This window comes from Halalkalibaculum sp. DA3122, from assembly GCF_043951865.1.
GTDB lineage: Bacteria > Bacteroidota > Rhodothermia > Balneolales > Balneolaceae > JAMQKA01.
Window position 1 is genome coordinate 103,073 of sequence record NZ_JBINJF010000004.1, and the last position, 19,122, is coordinate 122,194.

General features: G+C 50.9%; 11 protein-coding genes. 5 read left to right on the forward strand and 6 right to left on the reverse strand.

Annotated features, from left to right (window positions below):
* Positions 1–8 precede the first annotated feature (8 nt).
* From ACG2F4_RS04130 to ACG2F4_RS04140, 3 genes are all read left to right on the forward strand, one after another.
* Positions 9–884 carry a sugar phosphate isomerase/epimerase family protein gene (locus ACG2F4_RS04130; RefSeq protein ID WP_395258769.1) on the forward strand — a complete coding sequence of 292 codons (876 nt, stop codon included), beginning with the start codon at positions 9–11 and terminating at the stop codon, positions 882–884.
* 247 nt (positions 885–1,131) lie between these two features.
* Entirely contained in the window at positions 1,132–2,628 is a 1,497-nt protein-coding gene (locus ACG2F4_RS04135; RefSeq protein WP_395258772.1) for a sodium:solute symporter family protein, read from the forward strand.
* Positions 2,629–2,632: 4 nt separating this feature from the next.
* Positions 2,633–3,907 carry an AGE family epimerase/isomerase gene (locus tag ACG2F4_RS04140; RefSeq protein ID WP_395258774.1) on the forward strand — a complete coding sequence of 425 codons (1,275 nt, stop codon included), beginning with the start codon at positions 2,633–2,635 and terminating at the stop codon, positions 3,905–3,907.
* A 14-nt stretch (positions 3,908–3,921) separates the two neighbouring features.
* Here the strand turns inward: ACG2F4_RS04140 and ACG2F4_RS04145 are convergent, their stop codons facing one another.
* The 6 genes from ACG2F4_RS04145 to ACG2F4_RS04170 all read right to left on the reverse strand — a co-directional run bounded on the left by ACG2F4_RS04145 (position 3,922) and on the right by ACG2F4_RS04170 (position 15,996).
* Positions 3,922–4,917: an N-acetylglucosamine-6-phosphate deacetylase gene (locus tag ACG2F4_RS04145; protein ID WP_395258776.1), complete on the reverse strand. Its 996-nt coding sequence runs from the start codon at positions 4,915–4,917 to the stop codon at positions 3,922–3,924.
* 39 nt (positions 4,918–4,956) lie between these two features.
* A complete protein-coding gene (locus ACG2F4_RS04150) occupies positions 4,957–6,030 on the reverse strand; it encodes a Gfo/Idh/MocA family protein (RefSeq protein ID WP_395258778.1) in 1,074 nt (357 codons plus the stop codon).
* Positions 6,031–6,125: 95 nt separating this feature from the next.
* Entirely contained in the window at positions 6,126–7,025 is a 900-nt protein-coding gene (locus ACG2F4_RS04155; protein ID WP_395258781.1) for a sugar phosphate isomerase/epimerase family protein, read from the reverse strand.
* 201 nt (positions 7,026–7,226) lie between these two features.
* Positions 7,227–10,583: a VCBS repeat-containing protein gene (locus ACG2F4_RS04160; RefSeq protein ID WP_395258783.1), complete on the reverse strand. Its 3,357-nt coding sequence runs from the start codon at positions 10,581–10,583 to the stop codon at positions 7,227–7,229.
* A 292-nt stretch (positions 10,584–10,875) separates the two neighbouring features.
* Entirely contained in the window at positions 10,876–12,786 is a 1,911-nt protein-coding gene (locus ACG2F4_RS04165) for a RagB/SusD family nutrient uptake outer membrane protein (RefSeq protein WP_395258785.1), read from the reverse strand.
* Between the two features lie 36 nt (positions 12,787–12,822).
* Entirely contained in the window at positions 12,823–15,996 is a 3,174-nt protein-coding gene (locus ACG2F4_RS04170; RefSeq protein WP_395258787.1) for a SusC/RagA family TonB-linked outer membrane protein, read from the reverse strand.
* Positions 15,997–16,559: 563 nt separating this feature from the next.
* Between ACG2F4_RS04170 and ACG2F4_RS04175 the strand changes: the two genes are divergently transcribed.
* The gene (locus tag ACG2F4_RS04175) at positions 16,560–17,585 is read left to right on the forward strand and encodes a LacI family DNA-binding transcriptional regulator (RefSeq protein WP_395258790.1); all 1,026 of its coding nucleotides are present in this window, start codon (positions 16,560–16,562) and stop codon (positions 17,583–17,585) included.
* 125 nt (positions 17,586–17,710) lie between these two features.
* Positions 17,711–19,111 (forward strand): glucuronate isomerase, encoded by a 1,401-nt coding sequence (gene uxaC / locus ACG2F4_RS04180; protein ID WP_395258792.1) that lies wholly within the window; start codon positions 17,711–17,713, stop codon positions 19,109–19,111.
* Positions 19,112–19,122: the final 11 nt, after the last annotated feature.

Here is a 19,122-nt window from a genome sequence, read left to right on the forward strand (position 1 = left end):
GGTGATTTATGGTTAGAAGTATAATTATCGGGATAGGGCTATATCTAACAGCAATATGCTACAATCCGGCATTAGAGACCGCCCAAGCACAGGGAACTCCACAGTTTACGGAACCCGGCGTCGTCTCATACACGTTCCGCCATCAATTTGAAGAGGATGTGCCGGGGACACTGGATCTCATCAAGGGGATGGGACTGACCAACATCGAATTTTCCAGCCTTTTTGGGACCACCGCGGATGAATTAAAGGCGATGCTCGATGAAAGAGGACTGATCTGCACCTCGTTCGGGGTAGGCTACGATGCCCTGGTTAACGATACCGAGCAAGTTATCGAAAATGCGCGTACCCTCGGGGCAAAATATATCCGTGTAGCCTGGATTCCGCACGAGGCCCCTTTTTCCATTGAAGATACCAAAAGAGCTGCCGCTGATTTTAACCGGGCTGGCAAAAAAATAAGGGAAGCGGGACTTTACTTCGCCTATCACAATCACGGTTATGAATTCCGGCCCTACAACAACGGCACACTCTTCGATTACCTGGTTGAGCATACCGATCCAGAGTATGTCAGTTTTGAAATTGACCTGCTGTGGGTCGCCCACCCCGGGGCCGATCCCGTTAAGCTCCTCAAGCAATATCCGAACCGGTTCAGGCTGATGCATCTCAAGGATCTCAAAAAAGGGGCTAACAATGATTTTTCGGGAAGTGCGCCCGAAGAGTATGACGTGCGACTGGGTACAGGGCAGATCGATTTTCCCGCAGTAATGGAGGCCGCGAAGAATACCAATATTGAGTACTACTATATTGAAGACGAGAGTTCAGAAGTCGTTGAAAGAGTACCCAAAAGTTTTGCCTTTATAAAAGAGGTCATTTCGAGCCTTGAATAAATAACGCCTGGCGTGCATGCTGAGACCGTCTCACCTGCATGAAGTGCCGGAATTCCCCACATGTCGGCGTCGACAGGAGAAAATGCCTTTGCAACTCGCAGGAGCATCACGATGGTTATTAATCCGGTCTATCCCATTAGCATGTATATTCCGGGTAAAAGCTGGAATAGGGGCAGCTGGTGATCTGCAATTGTGAGCAATGACCCGCAGCGATTAATCACTCATTTTCGGATAAAGTACGTTAAATATGCAGCAACTTGATTGGATAGTAATAGCGCTATTCTTCCTGGTTATGGTAGTAATCGGATTTTGGTCTTTCCGGGAGGTGGATAACTCGGGCGACTTTTTTGTGGCAGGGGGAAAATTGCCGTGGTGGCTTTCAGGGATATCGCATCATATTTCGGGCTACAGCGGGGCCGTATTCGTGGCGTATGCGGGGCTGGCCTACACGCACGGGTTTACAATTTATGTTTGGTGGGCTTTTACCATCGCCGTCGGTATTTTTGTGGGATCTGTTTTTATAGCGCCGCGCTGGTCTCGGTTGCGGGCAAAACTGAATATCGAATCTCCCACCGAGTATTTGAAAACGAGGTACAATCTGCCCACGCAGCAACTCATGGCATGGTCAGGCGTCTTGTTGAAGCTGTTTGATGTCGGGGCCAAGTGGGCGGCCATTGCTGTTCTCTTGAACGTGTTCACCGGCACCTCCCTGGTTGTGGGAATTTTACTGGCGGGAGGGATCTCACTGATCTATATAACAGTTGGAGGATTGTGGGCCGATGTGTGGACCGATCTGGCCCAGTTCGTAGTCCAGATTGTGGCCGGTTTTGTAATGTTTTTCATTGTGATGGATATGCTGGGCGGGGTGAGCTCCATTTTCACCATTTGGGATCAGCTGCCGGAGGCCAACGGGCAGCTATTTAATGATCCATACACGCCCGGTTTTGCCTTTGCCTTTCTCTTTATCAACCTGCTCAGCTACAACGGCGGTACGTGGAATCTCGCTACCCGCTATATCTCTTCCCCATCTGGTTCAGACGCCCGGAAAGCGGCCCTGTTGTCGGGAGCCCTGTACCTGGTGTGGCCGCTGATCCTGTTCTTCCCGATGTGGGCTGCCCCGATCATCCTTCCGAATTTGGAGGATCCGACCCAATCCTATGCCCTGATTACCCAGGAATTGCTACCCCCGGGCATGGTGGGACTGGTACTGGCTTCCATGTTTGCCAACACCATGTCGATGACCTCGTCGGATTCCAATACCATCTCTTCAGTGATCACCCGGGATATCTTGCCTAATCTCTCCGACAAGTTTAAAAATATGAAACAAAAAAAGTCGCTTCTGCTGGCCCGCTTATCGACGTTTGGCTTTACGGCCCTCACGCTGGTAGTGGCCATCAATGCCGATTCATTTGGCGGAGTGCTGGGATTAATCATCAGCTGGTTTGCCGCCATCGTGGGCCCGATTTCGGTGCCCATGATACTGGGCTTGTTGCCCGCATTTCGAAATTGTGATTCCAAAACGGCTATCATATCGATCATCGGCGGACTCGGAGCCTTTGTGGTGTCGAAGTATCTGGTTGACTCGCCGCAGGTAGTTGAAATCGCCTCTCCGCTATTTGTATCCTTCCTCCTCTACGCGTTGCTGGGCTGGCTGAACAGGAATAACGACGTTTCACCCGAGGTGGACGAACTGCTCGACAAACTGGAACTTGACAAACAAGAATTGATCGAAGAAACGATCTGAACCCGTGGATAAAGCGTTACCAGACTTCTATCGGAATCATGTAGAGGAGGTGTTGCTGCCGTTTTGGGATCGGGCGGTTGATGAGATACGCGGGGGCATTTATACCTGTTTCAACAATACAGGGGATGAGCGGGTCAGCAATGACAAATACAGCTGGTCTCAGGGCCGCTTCCTTTGGTTGTGGTCGGTTGTAGCCCGCATGATTGACGAAGGCAAGCTGGATGGAAAGCGGGAACGCTACCTGTCACATCTCCACAAGAGTGCATCCTTTTTGGAAAAATATATTTTTTTGGAGAACGGGAATTGCGCTTTTTTACTGGCAGAGGATGGTACCAAAAAAGAACCAGTTCCGGGAGAAGGATATGATACCAGCATATATGCGGACTGTTTCGTGGCTCTGGGCCTGGCAAAATTCGCAACCCTGACAAAAGATAACAAGCGGTTCCAACAAGCGCTGGATCTTTATGACCAGATCAGGGCGAGAATAAAAATGGGAACGATTCGTACCGAACCCTACCCCATACCCGAGGGGTACAGGGCCCACGCCATTCCGATGATCATGCTGAACCTCAGCCAGGAATTGGCGGAGGGAGCTGAAAAGCTGAATCACCAGCACAAGCGCCGGCTGTTTCAGCAAAGTACCTCGTATATGCACACAATTATGGAGGACTTTTACCAAGCCGACCACCGGGTTATTGAAATGCTTCCCGGAAATAAAGATCCAGCAAAACACAGACTCCTTTTCCGGCACATCAATCCCGGTCACACGATCGAGTCGATGTGGTTTGTCATCCATACAGCACAAAAGACGGGAAACAGGAACTATCTGGTGAAGGCGATAACGGCTATTGATCATGCTCTTGACGTGGGCTGGGATCCCAAGTACGGGGGACTGCTGAGGTTTACAGATGCGGAAGGAGGAAAACCGGCGGGAGAGCGAACAGGGACCCCATACGAGCAGCTGGTTGTTGATTCCTGGGATATGAAACTGTGGTGGCCGCATGCCGAAGCGCTCTATGCCACACTGCTGGCATACGAAATAACCGGCGATCCCCGGATGTATCAGCGCTACACAAAGATGGCTCGCTACGTTTTTAGTACATTTCCAAATCCCGATACGGAAATCGGGGAATGGATCCAGATCCGGGATCGGAAAGGAGATCCGGTGGATAAAGTCGCCGCTCTACCGGTTAAAGACCCCTTCCACATCCTGAGAAGTATGTTGCTGATCATAGATCTGCTGGATGGCGGAACAGTCAACGCGGATAAACAGGATTAAAGATTACGAGCCCGTTACTGCTCATCAACTAAAAAAAACTCATTTTTGTCCTCATCGTATTCAATGTGGGTGTCGGCGCCGCGAAATGAAGCGGGGTCGATGTCAATAAGTTGAAGAGGATTATTGAACCCGATATCGTACAGCTCTTCAAGGGTTAACAGATCCAGGGACAACAGGTAGTTCATGCAATCGAGAAGTGAGGAGGAGGATCCCACCAAGTACCCTGTTTCGGGGTTGTACAAACGACCTGACTCCTCCAGGATAACATCGTTGCCGAGCGTGTTGTACCTGCCGGGCGGCAGTCCGGCAATGGGAGAGGCGTCACTTACTGCGATCGTTTTCGACACGCCCTTGGTCCGGATAATCGTTTTAATTAAAGATCTCGGCAGGTGGTGCCCGTCAGCAATAATCATAGCCGTCAGATCATCGTTGGCAATGCCCGCCCAGAGAGGATTGCGGTGTCGGGGCAGTAGCCGGGGAATTCCATTTCCCAGGTGCGTCAGCGACCGGGCTCCGGCGGCAGCCATCTGTTCAAGATCCTCTTCGGTTGCCAGGTGATGACCCAGCGAAACGGTAAGACCCAGCTTTTCCGTGGCATGCCGGCACAGGGCAGCAGCCCCTTCTGTATCAGCCGCCATCGTCAGGAGTTGGATGAAGCCGTCTGACCACCGGTAAAGGTCTTCAAGCAGGCCAATATCCGGCGGTTGTACCCAGCTGGCGTTGTGGGCGCCCCGCGCTCCCTCCTCCATAGAAATAAAAGGCCCTTCAACATGAATGCCCGGCAGCGCCCGATCCAGGTCCTCATCCTGCATCGCGCTGGCCATCAGGCGCAGATTACGTTTAAAGGTGGAAACCCGGGAGGTTATAATGGTTGGCAAAAAACCCGCCGTTCCCTGTTTGAGTAATGCCCGGCAGGCAAAAATGAATTCCTCTTTGGTCAGCTCCGGGCTGGAGAAATCGATCCCCTTGTAACCGTTTACCTGCAGATCAAAAAATCCGGGAATAGTCACTGCTGTTCCTTCTGAACCGTTTTGAAAATAAAAAATGCGTTATTTCTGTGTAACAGCTTCACTGGCCAGTATATCATCGATATGTACGACTTCTTGCTTATCCGAAGCCTTGTACAGTCCTTCGACAATTGCCAGTGACTGCAGGCTGTCGGTACCCGAAACCGTGGGCTCGGTACCGTTGAGAAAAGCCTTCAGGATCGAATCATACTGGTTCTTGTGGTTTTGGTAAGTCATTCCCGCAAGCGGACTGGCGGCACCGGCGGATTCGCCGGATTTATCTTGTTTCTCATCGCCGGAATCGCCCTCCAGCTTTTTATGAAGGGTGTCTCCCTCCAGCAGCAGGGTGCCCTTTGTACCGTTGATTTCCACTTTCCGCTCCTGGGGCGGCGTGATTGAAGTGGAGGCTTCAAACACGCCGATAGCCCCATTATTGAACGACAGGCAGGCAACCGCGTTGTCCTCGGCTTCGATCCCCTCATGCGTAAATGTTCCCTTAAAAGCGGAGAGCGATTTGACGCCCCCGGCAAACCACTGCAGCAGGTCTATGGTGTGGATCGACTGGTTGATAACCGCCCCGCCCCCGTCCAGGTCTAATGTGCCCCGCCAGGAGGATTCACTGTAGTATTCCTGGGAACGGAACCATTTGACAGAAGCGCTCGCCATGACAATATCACCAATATCCTGCCGGTCGATAATCTCTTTCATCCGGATGATATCCCCGGTGAACCGACTTTGATAAATGACGGCCAGCTTGACCCCGTTATCGTCACAGGCGTTGATCAGGGATTTCCCGCGCGCCACGGTTATTTCGATCGGCTTTTCCACAATCACATGCTTGCCGGCCTCGGCCGCTGATACGCCGTAGTCAAGATGCGTGCCGGAGGGGGTGCAAATTACTACGATATCGAGCCCCGGGTGATTGAGAAACTCCTCATAGGAGGTGAACCAGGGGATATCATATTCCCGGCCAAACTGTTCCACATTTTCCTTCGTTCTGCTGTGGGCAGCAACCAGGGTTCCTTTCTGCGTTCGCTGGATCGCTTCGGCATGCGTTCCGGAAATATTGCCACAGCCAACAATTCCAATACCATACGTCTTTTTATCTGTTCCCATAAATATTATTGGGTTTAGTTAAATTTTTCGGGAAAATATCGAATAAATAAAGCTTTTCATAGAATCAGCCTGTTTCCTGTGATCCGGACCTTCTGTCATCTTCCATATACTGCCTCTCGTACCTCATCCAGGAACGGAGGCACTTTTTTCATCGGGTCTCCCCCCAGCGTCTCAATCGGGATATATCCCCTGTATTCCACCTCTTCCAGGATATCGGCGATTTTATGGAGGTCGGTTCGGACGGTTTTGTCCCGGTATCCCAGGTTTTCCTTGATCTGCCAGGAGATCGCATGCGGCGCCACGCGGGCAATATCTTTGTAGGGATTAGCGGTGGAAAAACTGCCCACATCCAGGATAATTCCCAGCCAGTCGGAATTGACCAATTCAATAATCTCCAGCACGTGGTCCGCTGTTTTGAGGTAGTCGTTGTGATTCTGAACCCCGATCATGACCCCATACTCCCGCCCGTACCCCACGCACTCTTTCAGGGCTTCCGCAACCCACCCGTTCATTTCGCTGCGGCTGTACCCTTCCGGGATGCCCCGGCCCGCAAATACCCGGATGACCGGTGCCCCCAGCTTGGCGGCCACCTGCACCCACTCTTTGATCAGATCGAGATCAGCCCGCCTGTTCGCCGGATCAGGATCGGTAAAATCATTCCGTATGCCGGTCCCGCTGATCTCCATACCGTGAATGAACGCCTTGCGTTTAATCTTATAGATATACTCGTCGCTAGGGATTTCCGGATAATCGGGGAAGTAGTATCCCGTGGGATCGAGGGCGTCAAAGTTTAACTCCGCGCAGTAAAGCAACAGCTCCTCCAGGTCCATCTCTCCCTCCTGCAGGTAGCTGTTAAAAGAGTAGGCATTTAAACTTATCTTGATCTGCTTGTTCCTGCTGCAATCCCTCTCGTCTGTCGGCATTTTTTGGGTGTACCAGGGCATCAATGAACCAAATGCCAGTGCCGATTTTTTCAGAAAGTCTCTTCTACTCATATCATCCCTTTTTTATGAACATTTTATACGAATTTTACCCAACCACCGCATCCCGATAGTATTCAGTCATGTGAATTTTGAATAACGAAATATAACGACCCGTACAAAAAATTGATCCGCAATATTTCAGCGCCCCAACATTTTCGCTTTTCGAGGCTGCACAAAGCAAAAAATATTGCTACGCCACTCTGTGAGTCCAAATCACTCGATTCTGGCCTCTTCAAAAAATTGTGCGCCCTGATCATTTTTTATCACCATAATCATTGTATCTTTTTCTGCAACAGCAACCGGAAGTAGTCCCCGCACCTCCCCTTCCTCAATGTAAAATCCGCTGGATTTCATGGGAAGAGGTTCAAAATTCCCGTTTCCATCTCCTTCAAGCATCAGCCCATAGCTGGCGTCCTGGCGTCCCCCGATACTCGGTTTCACCCCGTACAAGTTACCTCCCAGCAACAGGTCCGTGTTCCCGTCTCGGTTAAAATCACCAGAAAGCATCGCCTTTACGGGGGCAATCTGGGCATGAAACGGCAGTTTTTCAATACCGTAGTTCCCATCTCCCTCGTTTTCGATATAGAGGGATGAGAGGGTGGTAATCTCCTTTATTTGAGCGGCAGAAGCGGTGGGCTCTCCAATCACTTTCCGTATGGGCAGTTCCGCAAATGCGGAATAACTTGACACCTTGCCGGTCAGCGAGGGATACCGCTGCAACAGCTCGTTGACCGGGGCAAAGGGATAGTATTGGCCGCCTTCTTCGTAGGCTATAATCGATGAGAGCTGCCCGCTTCCTTCCAGATCCTGCAGATACAGACGAAGCGGGGAATCGAACGACGCCTGCAGCCGGGAATTGGTTCCAAAATTCCCTGTGACAATATCGGGCCTTCCGTCGCTGTTAAAATCATCAATCAGCAGTTTTGACCACAGCCCGCGGGTTCTTGCCAGTTCCGTATCTTGGCCCTGCATGCTGAGACGCTCTCCGTCATTTTCAAAAATATGTACCGGCATCCATTCACCCACCACCACCAGGTCGGGGTACCCCGAGCCGTTCATGTCGGCCCACCCGGCATCCGTTACCATGCCGACCTCCCGCAATTCCGGTGCCACAGTTTCGGTAACATCCGAGAATCGGCCCTTACCGTCATTTTGGAGCAGGTAGTTCCGGGTAGCCATTCCATAGCTTCTCGACTTTCTGCCGCCCACGAAGAGATCTGCCGCACCGTCGTTGTTAAAATCCCCTGCGACCACCACCGAACCGTTAGTCACCATTGGTGGAATACTTTCTCTCGACTTAACGAACGCCCCTCCCCCCGTGTTGATGTAGAGACGGTCTTTCAAAATCTCCTCGCTGTTATGGTATTCATTGCCGCCGCTGACTACATACAGGTCCAGCAGTCCATCCCCGTTGGCGTCAAAAAAGGTTGCGGAGACATCCTCTTTTTCTCTGTCCAGAGCGAATAGTTTCTGGTTGTCTGGTGAAGCCGTAAACGTACGGTTCTCTTGCTGCAAAAATAGCTGTCCCGGCTGCCCGTGTGCGCCCCCGAGAAACAGGTCGTCCCGGCCGTCCCCATTTACATCGCCCCGTGCGGCGGCCGGTCCCTCCCTGGAGATCATGTATGGCAGGTTGGGTTCCCGCTGAAAATCTGCATATCGATTTTCCCTGTGTTCGTAGTCAAGTGCCACCTGATCCGTTACCTGCCGTAGATAAGAAGCATCAGATCGATCCTGGAGGCGCTGGTAAATAAAAGAACCGGAAGCCTCGGCCTGGTCAAGCTCCAGCAACTGGTTGGGACGGACATCGTACCGTGTTTGAAAGGAGTCGTCCGGCCAGATGACCGTTAGCGAATCGACCGCAGTGCTGTCTCCAAGACCAACATGCAGCACGTGCTCCACGGAGGACTGGAATCCACGGGTTGGCATCTGTTCCCGGTACAGCACCTGCTCATCCCTGTAAAGGACCACCTTGGCCCCGATTCCCGACGTATTCTGCCCCTTCCCATGCAGCTTTATCCTGAGGTAGGCAGTCTCCCCCGCTTGGCCCGTCTTGTTGCGATACACAAAAGCCGGCATATTGACGTTGTTAACCACGAGATCCAGGCTCCCGTCATTGTTGAGATCCGCATAGGCCGCCCCGCTGGAAAAGCTCGGCTGATGGAATCCCCAGTCCTCGGCTCTGTTTTCGAACGTCAGGTCGCCCTTATTTTCGAAGGCGTAATTCGGGATTTTTATCGGGGGCATCTCCCCGATCAGTTCGAGATTTTCCTGGTCGATATCCTCACTCAGTGTAATCTGTTGACTTTCTTCCTGCAGCAGCTGGTTATAATCCAGGTCAGTGGGGCGGCCAACCATACCGTTGGTCACATAGATATCATTGAAGCCGTCATTGTCCATATCCATTACCAAGGCGGCCCAGCTCCAATCGGTAGCCGCTATCCCGGAAGCGAACCCGATATCACTGAAAACAGGCATTCCCTCCCCGTTTATACCCCTGTTCAGCTGGAGCGTATTATGGGAATACTGCGGCTTGTACCCAAACCTCGCATCGGTGCGCATGCGCCCGAAGGTGTTCAATATGCCGGAGTGCCTCAAAACGGTCTGGTTTTCAGGCAGCATGTCCAGGGACACAATCTCAACCAGGCCGTCATTGTTGATATCTCCGATGTCATTTCCCATCGATGACCGGGTCGTATGCTTGAGGGAGGTGTCCAGCGCTTCCGTGAACGTGCCATCCCGATTGTTGATGTAGAGATAGTCATCTTCGTGGTAGTCATTGCCGATATAGATATCCGGCCACCCGTCCCTGTTAATATCGGCGACTGCGATGCCAAGCCCATACCCGAGCGAGCTGCTGTATATACCCGACCTTTCGGTGACATCAACAAATGTTTTTCCCTCATTCCTGTACAGGCGATCTCCGGCCAGTGAATCGGTTTTCTCTCGCAACATCTGAGCCCGGCCCCGGGTGTTTTCGCTGTGGAAGGAGTGATTCAACAGGTACAGGTCCAGATCTCCATCCTTGTCATAATCAAAAAAAGCCGCTTGTGTGGAGTACCCTTTAAAGTCGAGCCCGTATGCACCTGCTTTTTCGGTAAACGTGCGGTCTCCATTATTGATAAATAACTGGTTTGCCCCCGTTTTTCCTCCATAATTGACCCGGGAAACATAGATATCCAGGTAACCATCTCCATTGACATCAGCCATAGTGACGCCGGTAGACCACCCCGTGGTATCACCGCCTACTCCGGCTGTTTCCGTTATGTCTTCAAATACAAAATTGCCCTTGTTCAGGTACAGCTTGTTGGCCTGCTCATTCCCGACGAAGTAAAGATCGGGCAACCTGTCATTATTGATATCCCCCGCCGCCACGCCCGCGCCGTCATAGAAATACCCGTAATTCTGAATATTTAATTCTCTTGTATTGGTAATCCTGTTCTGAAAATCGATATTTGTATGATCGGACCCCAATAAATCAAACAGGGAGGCCTTCTGCTCCTGCAGAGAGGAACATCCTGCAACAAAACAGCACAGCAAAAGGCTTATCGACAAGAGAACAGTTGTACGCACTGGCAGTTATTCGTTAATTAGTGTATAAGTTATTTGTTGAGAACAGAGCGTTATCTTTCGGCATTTGCATTGTGAATTCATCATTCTCCATCTGAAAACTACAGCTTGTTGGATTACAAACGTAGTGATAATAACATCAGCAGTGTATGGATATTTATTCAAACAGTTTTATGGGTCGAAGATTCAAAACAGGGTAAAAGAGCGTTTGTCAAAATCCAAAAAAAGAGGCAACCTGTTGAGGCTGCCTCTCCCTGTTTTAAACAGTTAAATAAACTATATCCTGACCGATGCCTCAATTATAGCCGGGATTCTGCTGCAATACCGGTTCTCCATCCACGGTACTCAGATCGATCTGATTTTGTGGAATAGGATAGTACTCATTTTTCCCGGCGGTGAACTGGCCGTTACGGGTGGGAATTCCCAGAGTGGGTCCCTCGTAATCGAAGAATTCGTTCAGCTGCTCTTCGGCTTTGCCCCAGCGCACGAGGTCAAAAAACCGGTGACCTTCCATGGCCAGTTCAAGCTTTCGCTCAAAGTGAACAGCTTCGCGGGCAAAATCCTGGTTCGCAAACTGGGCAGCCGTGTATTCCTCAATTTCATAATTGGGAATTTCATACTCCTGCCAGTTGGCTGCATCACCAGAACCGCCGCCGAGGTATACAAACGTGGTTTCGGTGTCTTCCCGGATCACCCAGTCAAACTGTCCCACATCTTCGAGACTCAGCATCTCGTTCTCGTCGGCCACTTCGGCGATCGCCTGTGCCCGGTTGTGATCCAGGTTTACCCATCCATCTTCGTTGGCGGCACGTTCGCGCACCCGGTTTACATACTCCCGGGCCTGCTCCAGGGAACCAACCTCAACTTCGGTTTCCGCCGCCAGCAGCAGCACATCGGCAAAGCGGATCACGTAGGTGTTGATTGCAGAACCCGGAGCCCAGGAGTTAAGATCCGCGTACTCCGCCTGCTGCTCGGCCCAGTAGACGTGCTTTTTAGGTCCATAGGGACCGAAATTTTCCGGTTCGCGCGCCCAGGCGATACCCGGGTACGGGCCCCAGTCCAAATAGGGCACTCCTCGGCGACCGACCGTCCAGTCGAGGCGGGGATCCAGGGGACCGTCATATGGGTCGAACTGATCTTCCGGGGAAACGCCCATGTCATTCGTAACCATCTGGTCATTATAGGGATCGGGATCATTCACGTCGATGATCGGGTGCCCGTTGCCATCGGTGCGATAGGAGTTTACCAGATCCTGAGTTGGCTGGTAGTAACCACAGCAGGGAAACGGGCTGGTATCGCCATACGGGAACGCGGAAGACATCCCCAGGTTGGCATTGTTGGTATGGCCGGTACCGTCGTTGGCGACCATTTCCACGGCAAAAACGGCTTCCGGGTTTCCATCCTCCCGGGCCGGATTGTAGTTTTGGCGAAACTCGTCAATCAGGTCGTATGCCACGCCCTGCGAGGTCATGCCATTGGCGATGATATCATCGAACAGCGGCTGAGCCTCGTTCCATTTTTCCTGGTAGACATAGGTTTTTGCCAGGTACGATGCCGCCGCCCATTTATTAACGCGGGCTGCGTCATTTTGCACTTCCGGCAGGTTGTCAAACGCGAACTGAAAATCGGCTTCAATATTCGGCCAGATATCTTGGTCGTTGGGCTGGTTTGGATTTTCCGTAGTTTCATCGACCCACGGTACCATATTGAACATCTTCTTCAGTTCAAAGTAATAATGCCCTCTCAGGAACCGGGCTTCACCGGCAATCCGCTGCTTGGCGGCCTCGCTCATATCTTCCACTTCGGGAAGCACTTCCAGGACCGAGTTGGTACGCTTGATACCTTCATAGAGCGCGGTCCACTTGCCGTCGAAAAAGCTGATGCTGGCCGAGGAGTTACCGTTTCCGATCTGGACATACCCGTTGGTGTTACCCAGCGATTCCCCCTTGTGGGCGTCACCACCGGCAAGACTCCCGTACACCCAGTTGCTGACGTCGGTGGCCTCCCTGCGTTCGGAGTTCAATTGTTGCCCGTCGAGGGCTCCATAGGCTCCGACCAGGAGTGTTTCAACCCCATCCTGGTTGGCCAGTACATCTTCACTTAACGCCCCTTTTGCAGGAACTTCAATAATGGAATCACATGCATATATAAGTCCGACCAGAATAACCAGACCCAATATTTTTGGTGTTTTGCTTGAAAAGTTCATAAAACAATCCTTTTTGTTGTTAAATAATTTCATTTATCAGAACGAAAGATTAATGCCGAGCAAGAACTGGCGCGTGCTTGCATAGGCTCCCTCGTCAATACCGAAATTCGTATTGCCCCCTCCAATTTCAGGATCGATACCACTGTAGCCGGTAATGGTAAATAAATTGGAAGCTTGCAGGTAGATTCGCAGGCGGGAGGCTGATATTCGCTGGATCAGGCTTTCCGGCAGGGTATAGCCGACAACCAGCTCCTTCATCCGCAGATATGACCCGTCTTCCACAAAATAGGAGTTCGGTACGGTAGATGTACTTTCGCCGCCCCCGGTGGTCTGCATGGGAAGAGAGGCATCCTGATTTTCCGGCGTCCAGGAATCATACAGAGCCGCATGACTTTTGGCACCGGCAAAGTTGGAATAAAAATCGGTCCACCACTTTACCTGGTTCCAGATGTCGTTGCCCTGCGAGCCGTAGAAGAAGGCGCTCAGGTCAAAACGTTTGTAGTTGAGCCCGAGGTCAAGCCCGTAGGTGAAATCCGGGTTTGGGTCACCCAGGAAGGTGCGGTCGTCGGCAGTAATCTGATTATCGCCGTTGATATCGGCATACCGGAAAGTTCCCACATCCGCATCGGTCTGGTAGTTGCCGTTGGGAGCACTGTTGTTGGCCTCGTCCAGCTCGCTCTGGCTGTTGAAAAAGCCCACAATTTGATACCCGTAGAAAGAGGAGATCGGCTGACCTACCTCATTGCGGATGATATCCGAGCCAAATCGGCGGCTGTCCTGGCTAAAATACTCGCTGATTTCGGAGATCTTCACGATCTCGTTTTGATACGAGGTAAAGGTCAGGCTCGCATTATAGCTGAAATCGTTGCCGATATCTCCGAGCGTAGTCACCATGGCATCGACCCCCCTGTTTTTCATATTGGCCACATTCACATACGGGGGTGTGGCGGTGCCGGCGGTACCCACCAACCGTGGATTAAACAACAGGTCCTTGACGTCTTTCCAGTAATACTCGGCTACAATTTCGAGTCTGTCGCCGAAAAGAATGGTCTCAATACCCAGGTTGCCGCTTATGTTCTTTTCCCACTTGGCATCCGGGTTTCCGATACGGCTCTGCTCAAATCCCTGCTGTACGCTGTTGTTGCTGCCGTTGATGGGATAGAATGAGGATGAATTGTCACCCACATACAGGTTGTACGGGTTGTTCGGATCTACATTCAGCTGATTCCCCATAACCCCGTAACCGGCGCGTACACGCAGCTCCGAAAGCCAGGATATGTCCTGCATGAACGGTTCCTGGGAAACACGCCAGCCCACACTACCGGCCGGGAACATGCCCCACTGGTAATTCTCAAATCGCGAGGAGCCGTCACGTCTCAGCGTTGCACTTATGATGTACTTGCTGTCGTAGTTGTAATCAACGCGCCCGAAAAAGGACAACAGCCCGTCGCGGTACTCGTTGCTGTAGTTGGTCCGGTTACCCGATCCGGTAGAAAGATTTGTATAGTTCGGATCGAAGGAGAAATATCCCTGAGACGATCCCCCGAAATTGGTTCCCTGGTTGTGGTAGGCTTCCGTACCCGCAATCAACTCTAATGAGTGAACATCATTAAACTCATCTTTGTAGGTCAGCGTATTACTCCAGGTAAAGCTGTAGGATTTGGATCCATCCTGGTCAAACGCATTTACCGAGTTGTTTTCTGCGTTTTCATAGGTGGGATAGGTAAAAGACTTGCTCGTCCAGGAGCCAATTTCGCCACCGAAGTTGGAACGAAACTGCAGTTTGTTGTCCGCAAAATCTATCTCGGCGTAGAGGTTTCCAAACAACTGGTTGTTGAGCGCCTGGTTATTTCGGGTTCGGTACTGCTGCGCCACCGGATTTACGGCCTGCCCGAGCTGTTGTCCGGCTGATCCCGCGAAGTTGCCGGCAATATCATACACCGGAACAATTGGCTGCTGGCGGTAAGACATCCCTATCGCGCTGCCCTCACTAAGAGCATTTACCTGGGGACTCTCGGAATGAGAGTACGAAAGATTTTCCCCGATTGTAACATTATCACTGATATTGAAATTGCTGTTGACCCTGACGGTAGTTCTCTCGTTAAACGTCCGGTCCAGCGTACCCTGCTGATTGAAATGGTTCAGGGTGAGAATATAGTTGCCAATTTCGCCGCCGCCACTGACCGACAGGTCGTGGTTCATTGTCATTGCTGGAGAAAATATCTCATCGTACCAGTCGGTTCCCTGCTTGTTGGCCCGTACAATTTGGTTAAACGTGTTGAGCTCGGCAGGATCTTTATATTCCGGTTTCACAAAGTAATTTTCTTCGTCAACATCGCCGATCATTTCTCCGGCGGGTCGAATGTAGTCCGGCAGTACCGGTTCCGGCCCGTCTCCATACTGGGGATCCGGGGCGGGGTTTCCACCCGAGTTCCGAATAGCCGTCCATTTCAACTCCGCCATCTCCTGGGGACTCAAAATGTTCCATACATTCCCGCTTTTGGGGATACTGTACCCGGCATACCCGTTGTATTCTACCGTTACATCTCCCTGCCCTCTTTTTGTGGTAATAACAATAACCCCGTTGGCCGCTCTGGCGCCGTAGATTGAGGCGGCGGAGGCATCTTTCAGAACCTGCATCGATTCTATGTCGCTGGGATTTAACGAGTTGATACTCTGTGTGGGAACACCATCGACGATATACAGGGGAGAGTTATTTCCAAACGTATTGATTCCCCGTATTCTGACATCCGGTTCCTCACCCGGTTGACCAGATGAAACGACCGAAACCCCGGAAGCCCGTCCCTGCAGCTGCTTCGTAACCTGGCCCGTGGTGCCCTCGGTGAGTCCCTCAACATCAACACTTGAGACAGAACCGGAAATATTTTGCCGCTCCTGGGTGGTATACCCGACGACGACCAGTTCCTCACCGGCAAACGTTTCTGTTTCCAGAGCGATATCAATGGTACTGCGACCATTTATGGGCACTACCTGGTCCTGGAACCCTACAAAAGAATACCGGAGGGTGTCGGTCTCGCTGTTAACGCTGATCTGGTATGCACCCGACGCATCTGTGGTTGTTCCGGTAGTTGTACCGATAAGCAGCACGTTGACCCCGGGAATCGGAGCGCCCGTCTCGCTTTCCGTTACCGTACCTGATACCTCAAAAGATCCGGTCCCTTGCGCAAATGCCGCAGAAACAGTCAGCATCGAACACAAGACAGCGATACAACAAACTTGAACCACCGTTGAACTTCGAATTGATAAGATATACCTATCCATATTTCCTCCCATTACATACTCCTTGTCTAATTTAAAAATGTGAGTTTATCCCCTTTACCGACAAAAGATGTGCCTGTTACTTGTATCGTAACTTATCCCATACTTCCCCAGTATTTTCCACAATAGTCAGGTCAAAATGAAATAGATCCATTTTTGCAGTCAAGCCGGCTGCCAAACGAATTATAAGCTCATTTCAACGATAAAAGGTTATTGCCTGATTAAATTTAACAGAACATTCTGCGATAATAATTACTATTAAGGCAGATTTGTTTTATTTTGTGCAATCGATTGAACAATAACCTACTACAATAATATTTTCATTGCAAATGCTTTTGCAAACGTTGGTTGAAGTCCCACTGCAAGGACCGCCAATAAAAAAAGAAGTTCACTAAGTCCATAAAAAATTGTTAGAATAAAGGGAATAAATACCCGTATCAATTTATTACCGGGAGTGTTTTTAGCTATATAATTAAGATTTGTCCTGAATTTATATGAGTGAAAAAAAAATTCGACTTAGTGATATTGCCAACGAACTGGGAGTGACCGCTTCAACCGTTTCCCGGGCGCTGCAGGACCATCCCCGCATAAGTGATTCAACCAAGGAAGCGGTGGTAAAAAAAGCGGAGGAGTTAAACTACCAGTACAACAATATCGCCGCTGCGTTGCGTAAAGGCACCAGCAACCTGCTCGGAATCCTGGTCCCCACCGCAGACAGAAACTTTTTTTCCTCAATCATCAGGGGGGTCGAAGAGCTGGCTAACGACACCGGTTACAACGTCGTCATTTGCCAATCATACGATTCGTTTGAAAAGGAGAAAAAAAATATCAATGCTCTTTTGGAAGCCCAGGTAGACGGCATCCTCGCATCCATCGCCATGGAAACGGCTGATTACGCTCACTATCAAAAGGTGCTGGACAGTAATATTCCGCTTATTTTTTATGACCGGGTCAACCCCTCCCTTCACACAAGCTCCGTAGTCGTAGACGATTACCGGGGCGCCTACCAGGTGGTTGAGCACCTGGTTGACCAGGGTTGCAGCCGGATCGCCCATTTTGCAGGAGAACAGCATATAAATATTTACCAGGAGCGGTTAAGAGGCTACAAGGACGCATTAAAAGCACATGATATGCCGGTCGATGAGCAGCTCATCATTAAAAACAAACTCAAGCTTGACTCCGGATCGGAGGCGATGAAACAGTTACTCTCCCTCTCGAATCCCCCGGATGCGATCTTTTCGGCAAGTGACTACGCGGCCATCGGCGCCATCCAGGTGCTGAAAGAGAAAAATATCGACGTGCCGGGACAAATCGCCGTCGCCGGGTTCAGTAACGAGCAGTTCACCTCCCTGGTTGATCCCCCGTTGACCACCATCGACCAGCAGACTAACAAGATGGGGAAAATGGCCGCTGAACTTTTTTTCCAGCAGATGAAATCGAAGGAGCAGGAGTTCGAACCTCAGCAAAAGGTGCTGGAACCCAAACTCATAACCAGGGCCTCCACACTGAAGAAACGGTAACACCATCCCGGCATGGTCGCATCTTTTTATGAAAATGAATGATTTTTTTTGCAATTCTTAAAACAAATATTTATTTCTGCAAACGATTGCATCTGCCTCTACAGTCTTAATTTAGGAACAGTATTATGAGTAATTTTATATCTGAAAATTTTCTTCTCGACTCAAAACCCGCCCAAACTCTATATCATGATTACGCGGCTGACCAACCGATTATTGACTACCACTGCCACCTTCCGCCGGGGGACCTGGCAGCCGATCGCAAGTTTGAAAACCTGACCGACATATGGCTCCGCGGCGACCACTACAAATGGAGGGCCATGCGGACGCTGGGTGTGGATGAGAAATTTATCACCGGTGAGGCCGATGACAAAACCAAGTTTGACAAGTGGGCCGAAGCCGTCCCATACACATTGCGCAATCCATTGCATCACTGGAGTCACCTGGAACTGAAGCGGTATTTCGGGATCGACAAGCTGTTGACCCCCGATACGGCTGATGAGATCTACAGCCGGTGTACGGAAATGCTGCAGGAACCCGAATTCAGCGCCCGCAGCCTGGTCACCCGCATGAATGTGGAGGTGATCTGCACGACCGATGACCCCGCCGACTCACTTGAACATCACCGGGCAATCAAGCAGGATGGTTTTGAGGTAAAAGTTCTGCCCGGCTTCCGCCCCGATGCGGCCTACAATTTCAGCGATCCCGATACCTACAACAACTACCTGCAGAAACTGGAGTCGGCCAGCGGCATCAGCATAACCAATTACGACGACCTGCTGGAGGCGCTGTTCAACCGGATGGACTTTTTTGAAAATCATGGTTGCCGACTGTCCGATCACGGGATCAAAACGCTGCAGGGGGAGCCGGTTGGAAAGAAGGAAATTGAAAAATATTTTGATACTGTCCGCAGCGGCGGAGATCTTAGTCTGCGACAGCAGCAGTCGCTGCGATATGCCATCTTGCTTGAACTGGGACGTCGATACGCGCAGAAAGGCTGGGTACAACAATTTCATCTCGGTGCCCTGCGCAACGCCAACAGCCGCATGATGGAACAGCTTGGCCCCGATTCCGGGTTCGATTCCATCGGCGACTACAGCCAGGCAGAAAGCATGGTGCAGTTTTTTGACACGCTGGACAAAACCAAGGAGCTGCCGAAAACCATTATTTATAACCTCAACCCGGCAGATAATGCGATATTTGCCACCATGACCGGCAACTACAACGACGGGACGGTCCGCGGCAAGATGCAGTACGGATCGGCATGGTGGTTCCTCGACCAGAAAGATGGCATGGAAGAGCAGATGAATGTACTTTCCAACATGGGAATCCTGAGCTGCTTTGTAGGGATGCTGACCGATTCCAGGAGCTTTCTGTCTTATCCCCGGCACGAGTATTTCCGGCGAACGCTCTGCAATCTTGTCGGCGCTGACCTGGCAAACGGCCAGATGCCCGATGATATCGAATGGACCGGTAAAATTATTTCCGATATCTGCTACCACAACGCAAACTCATATTTCGAATTTTAAATAAAGCTAAC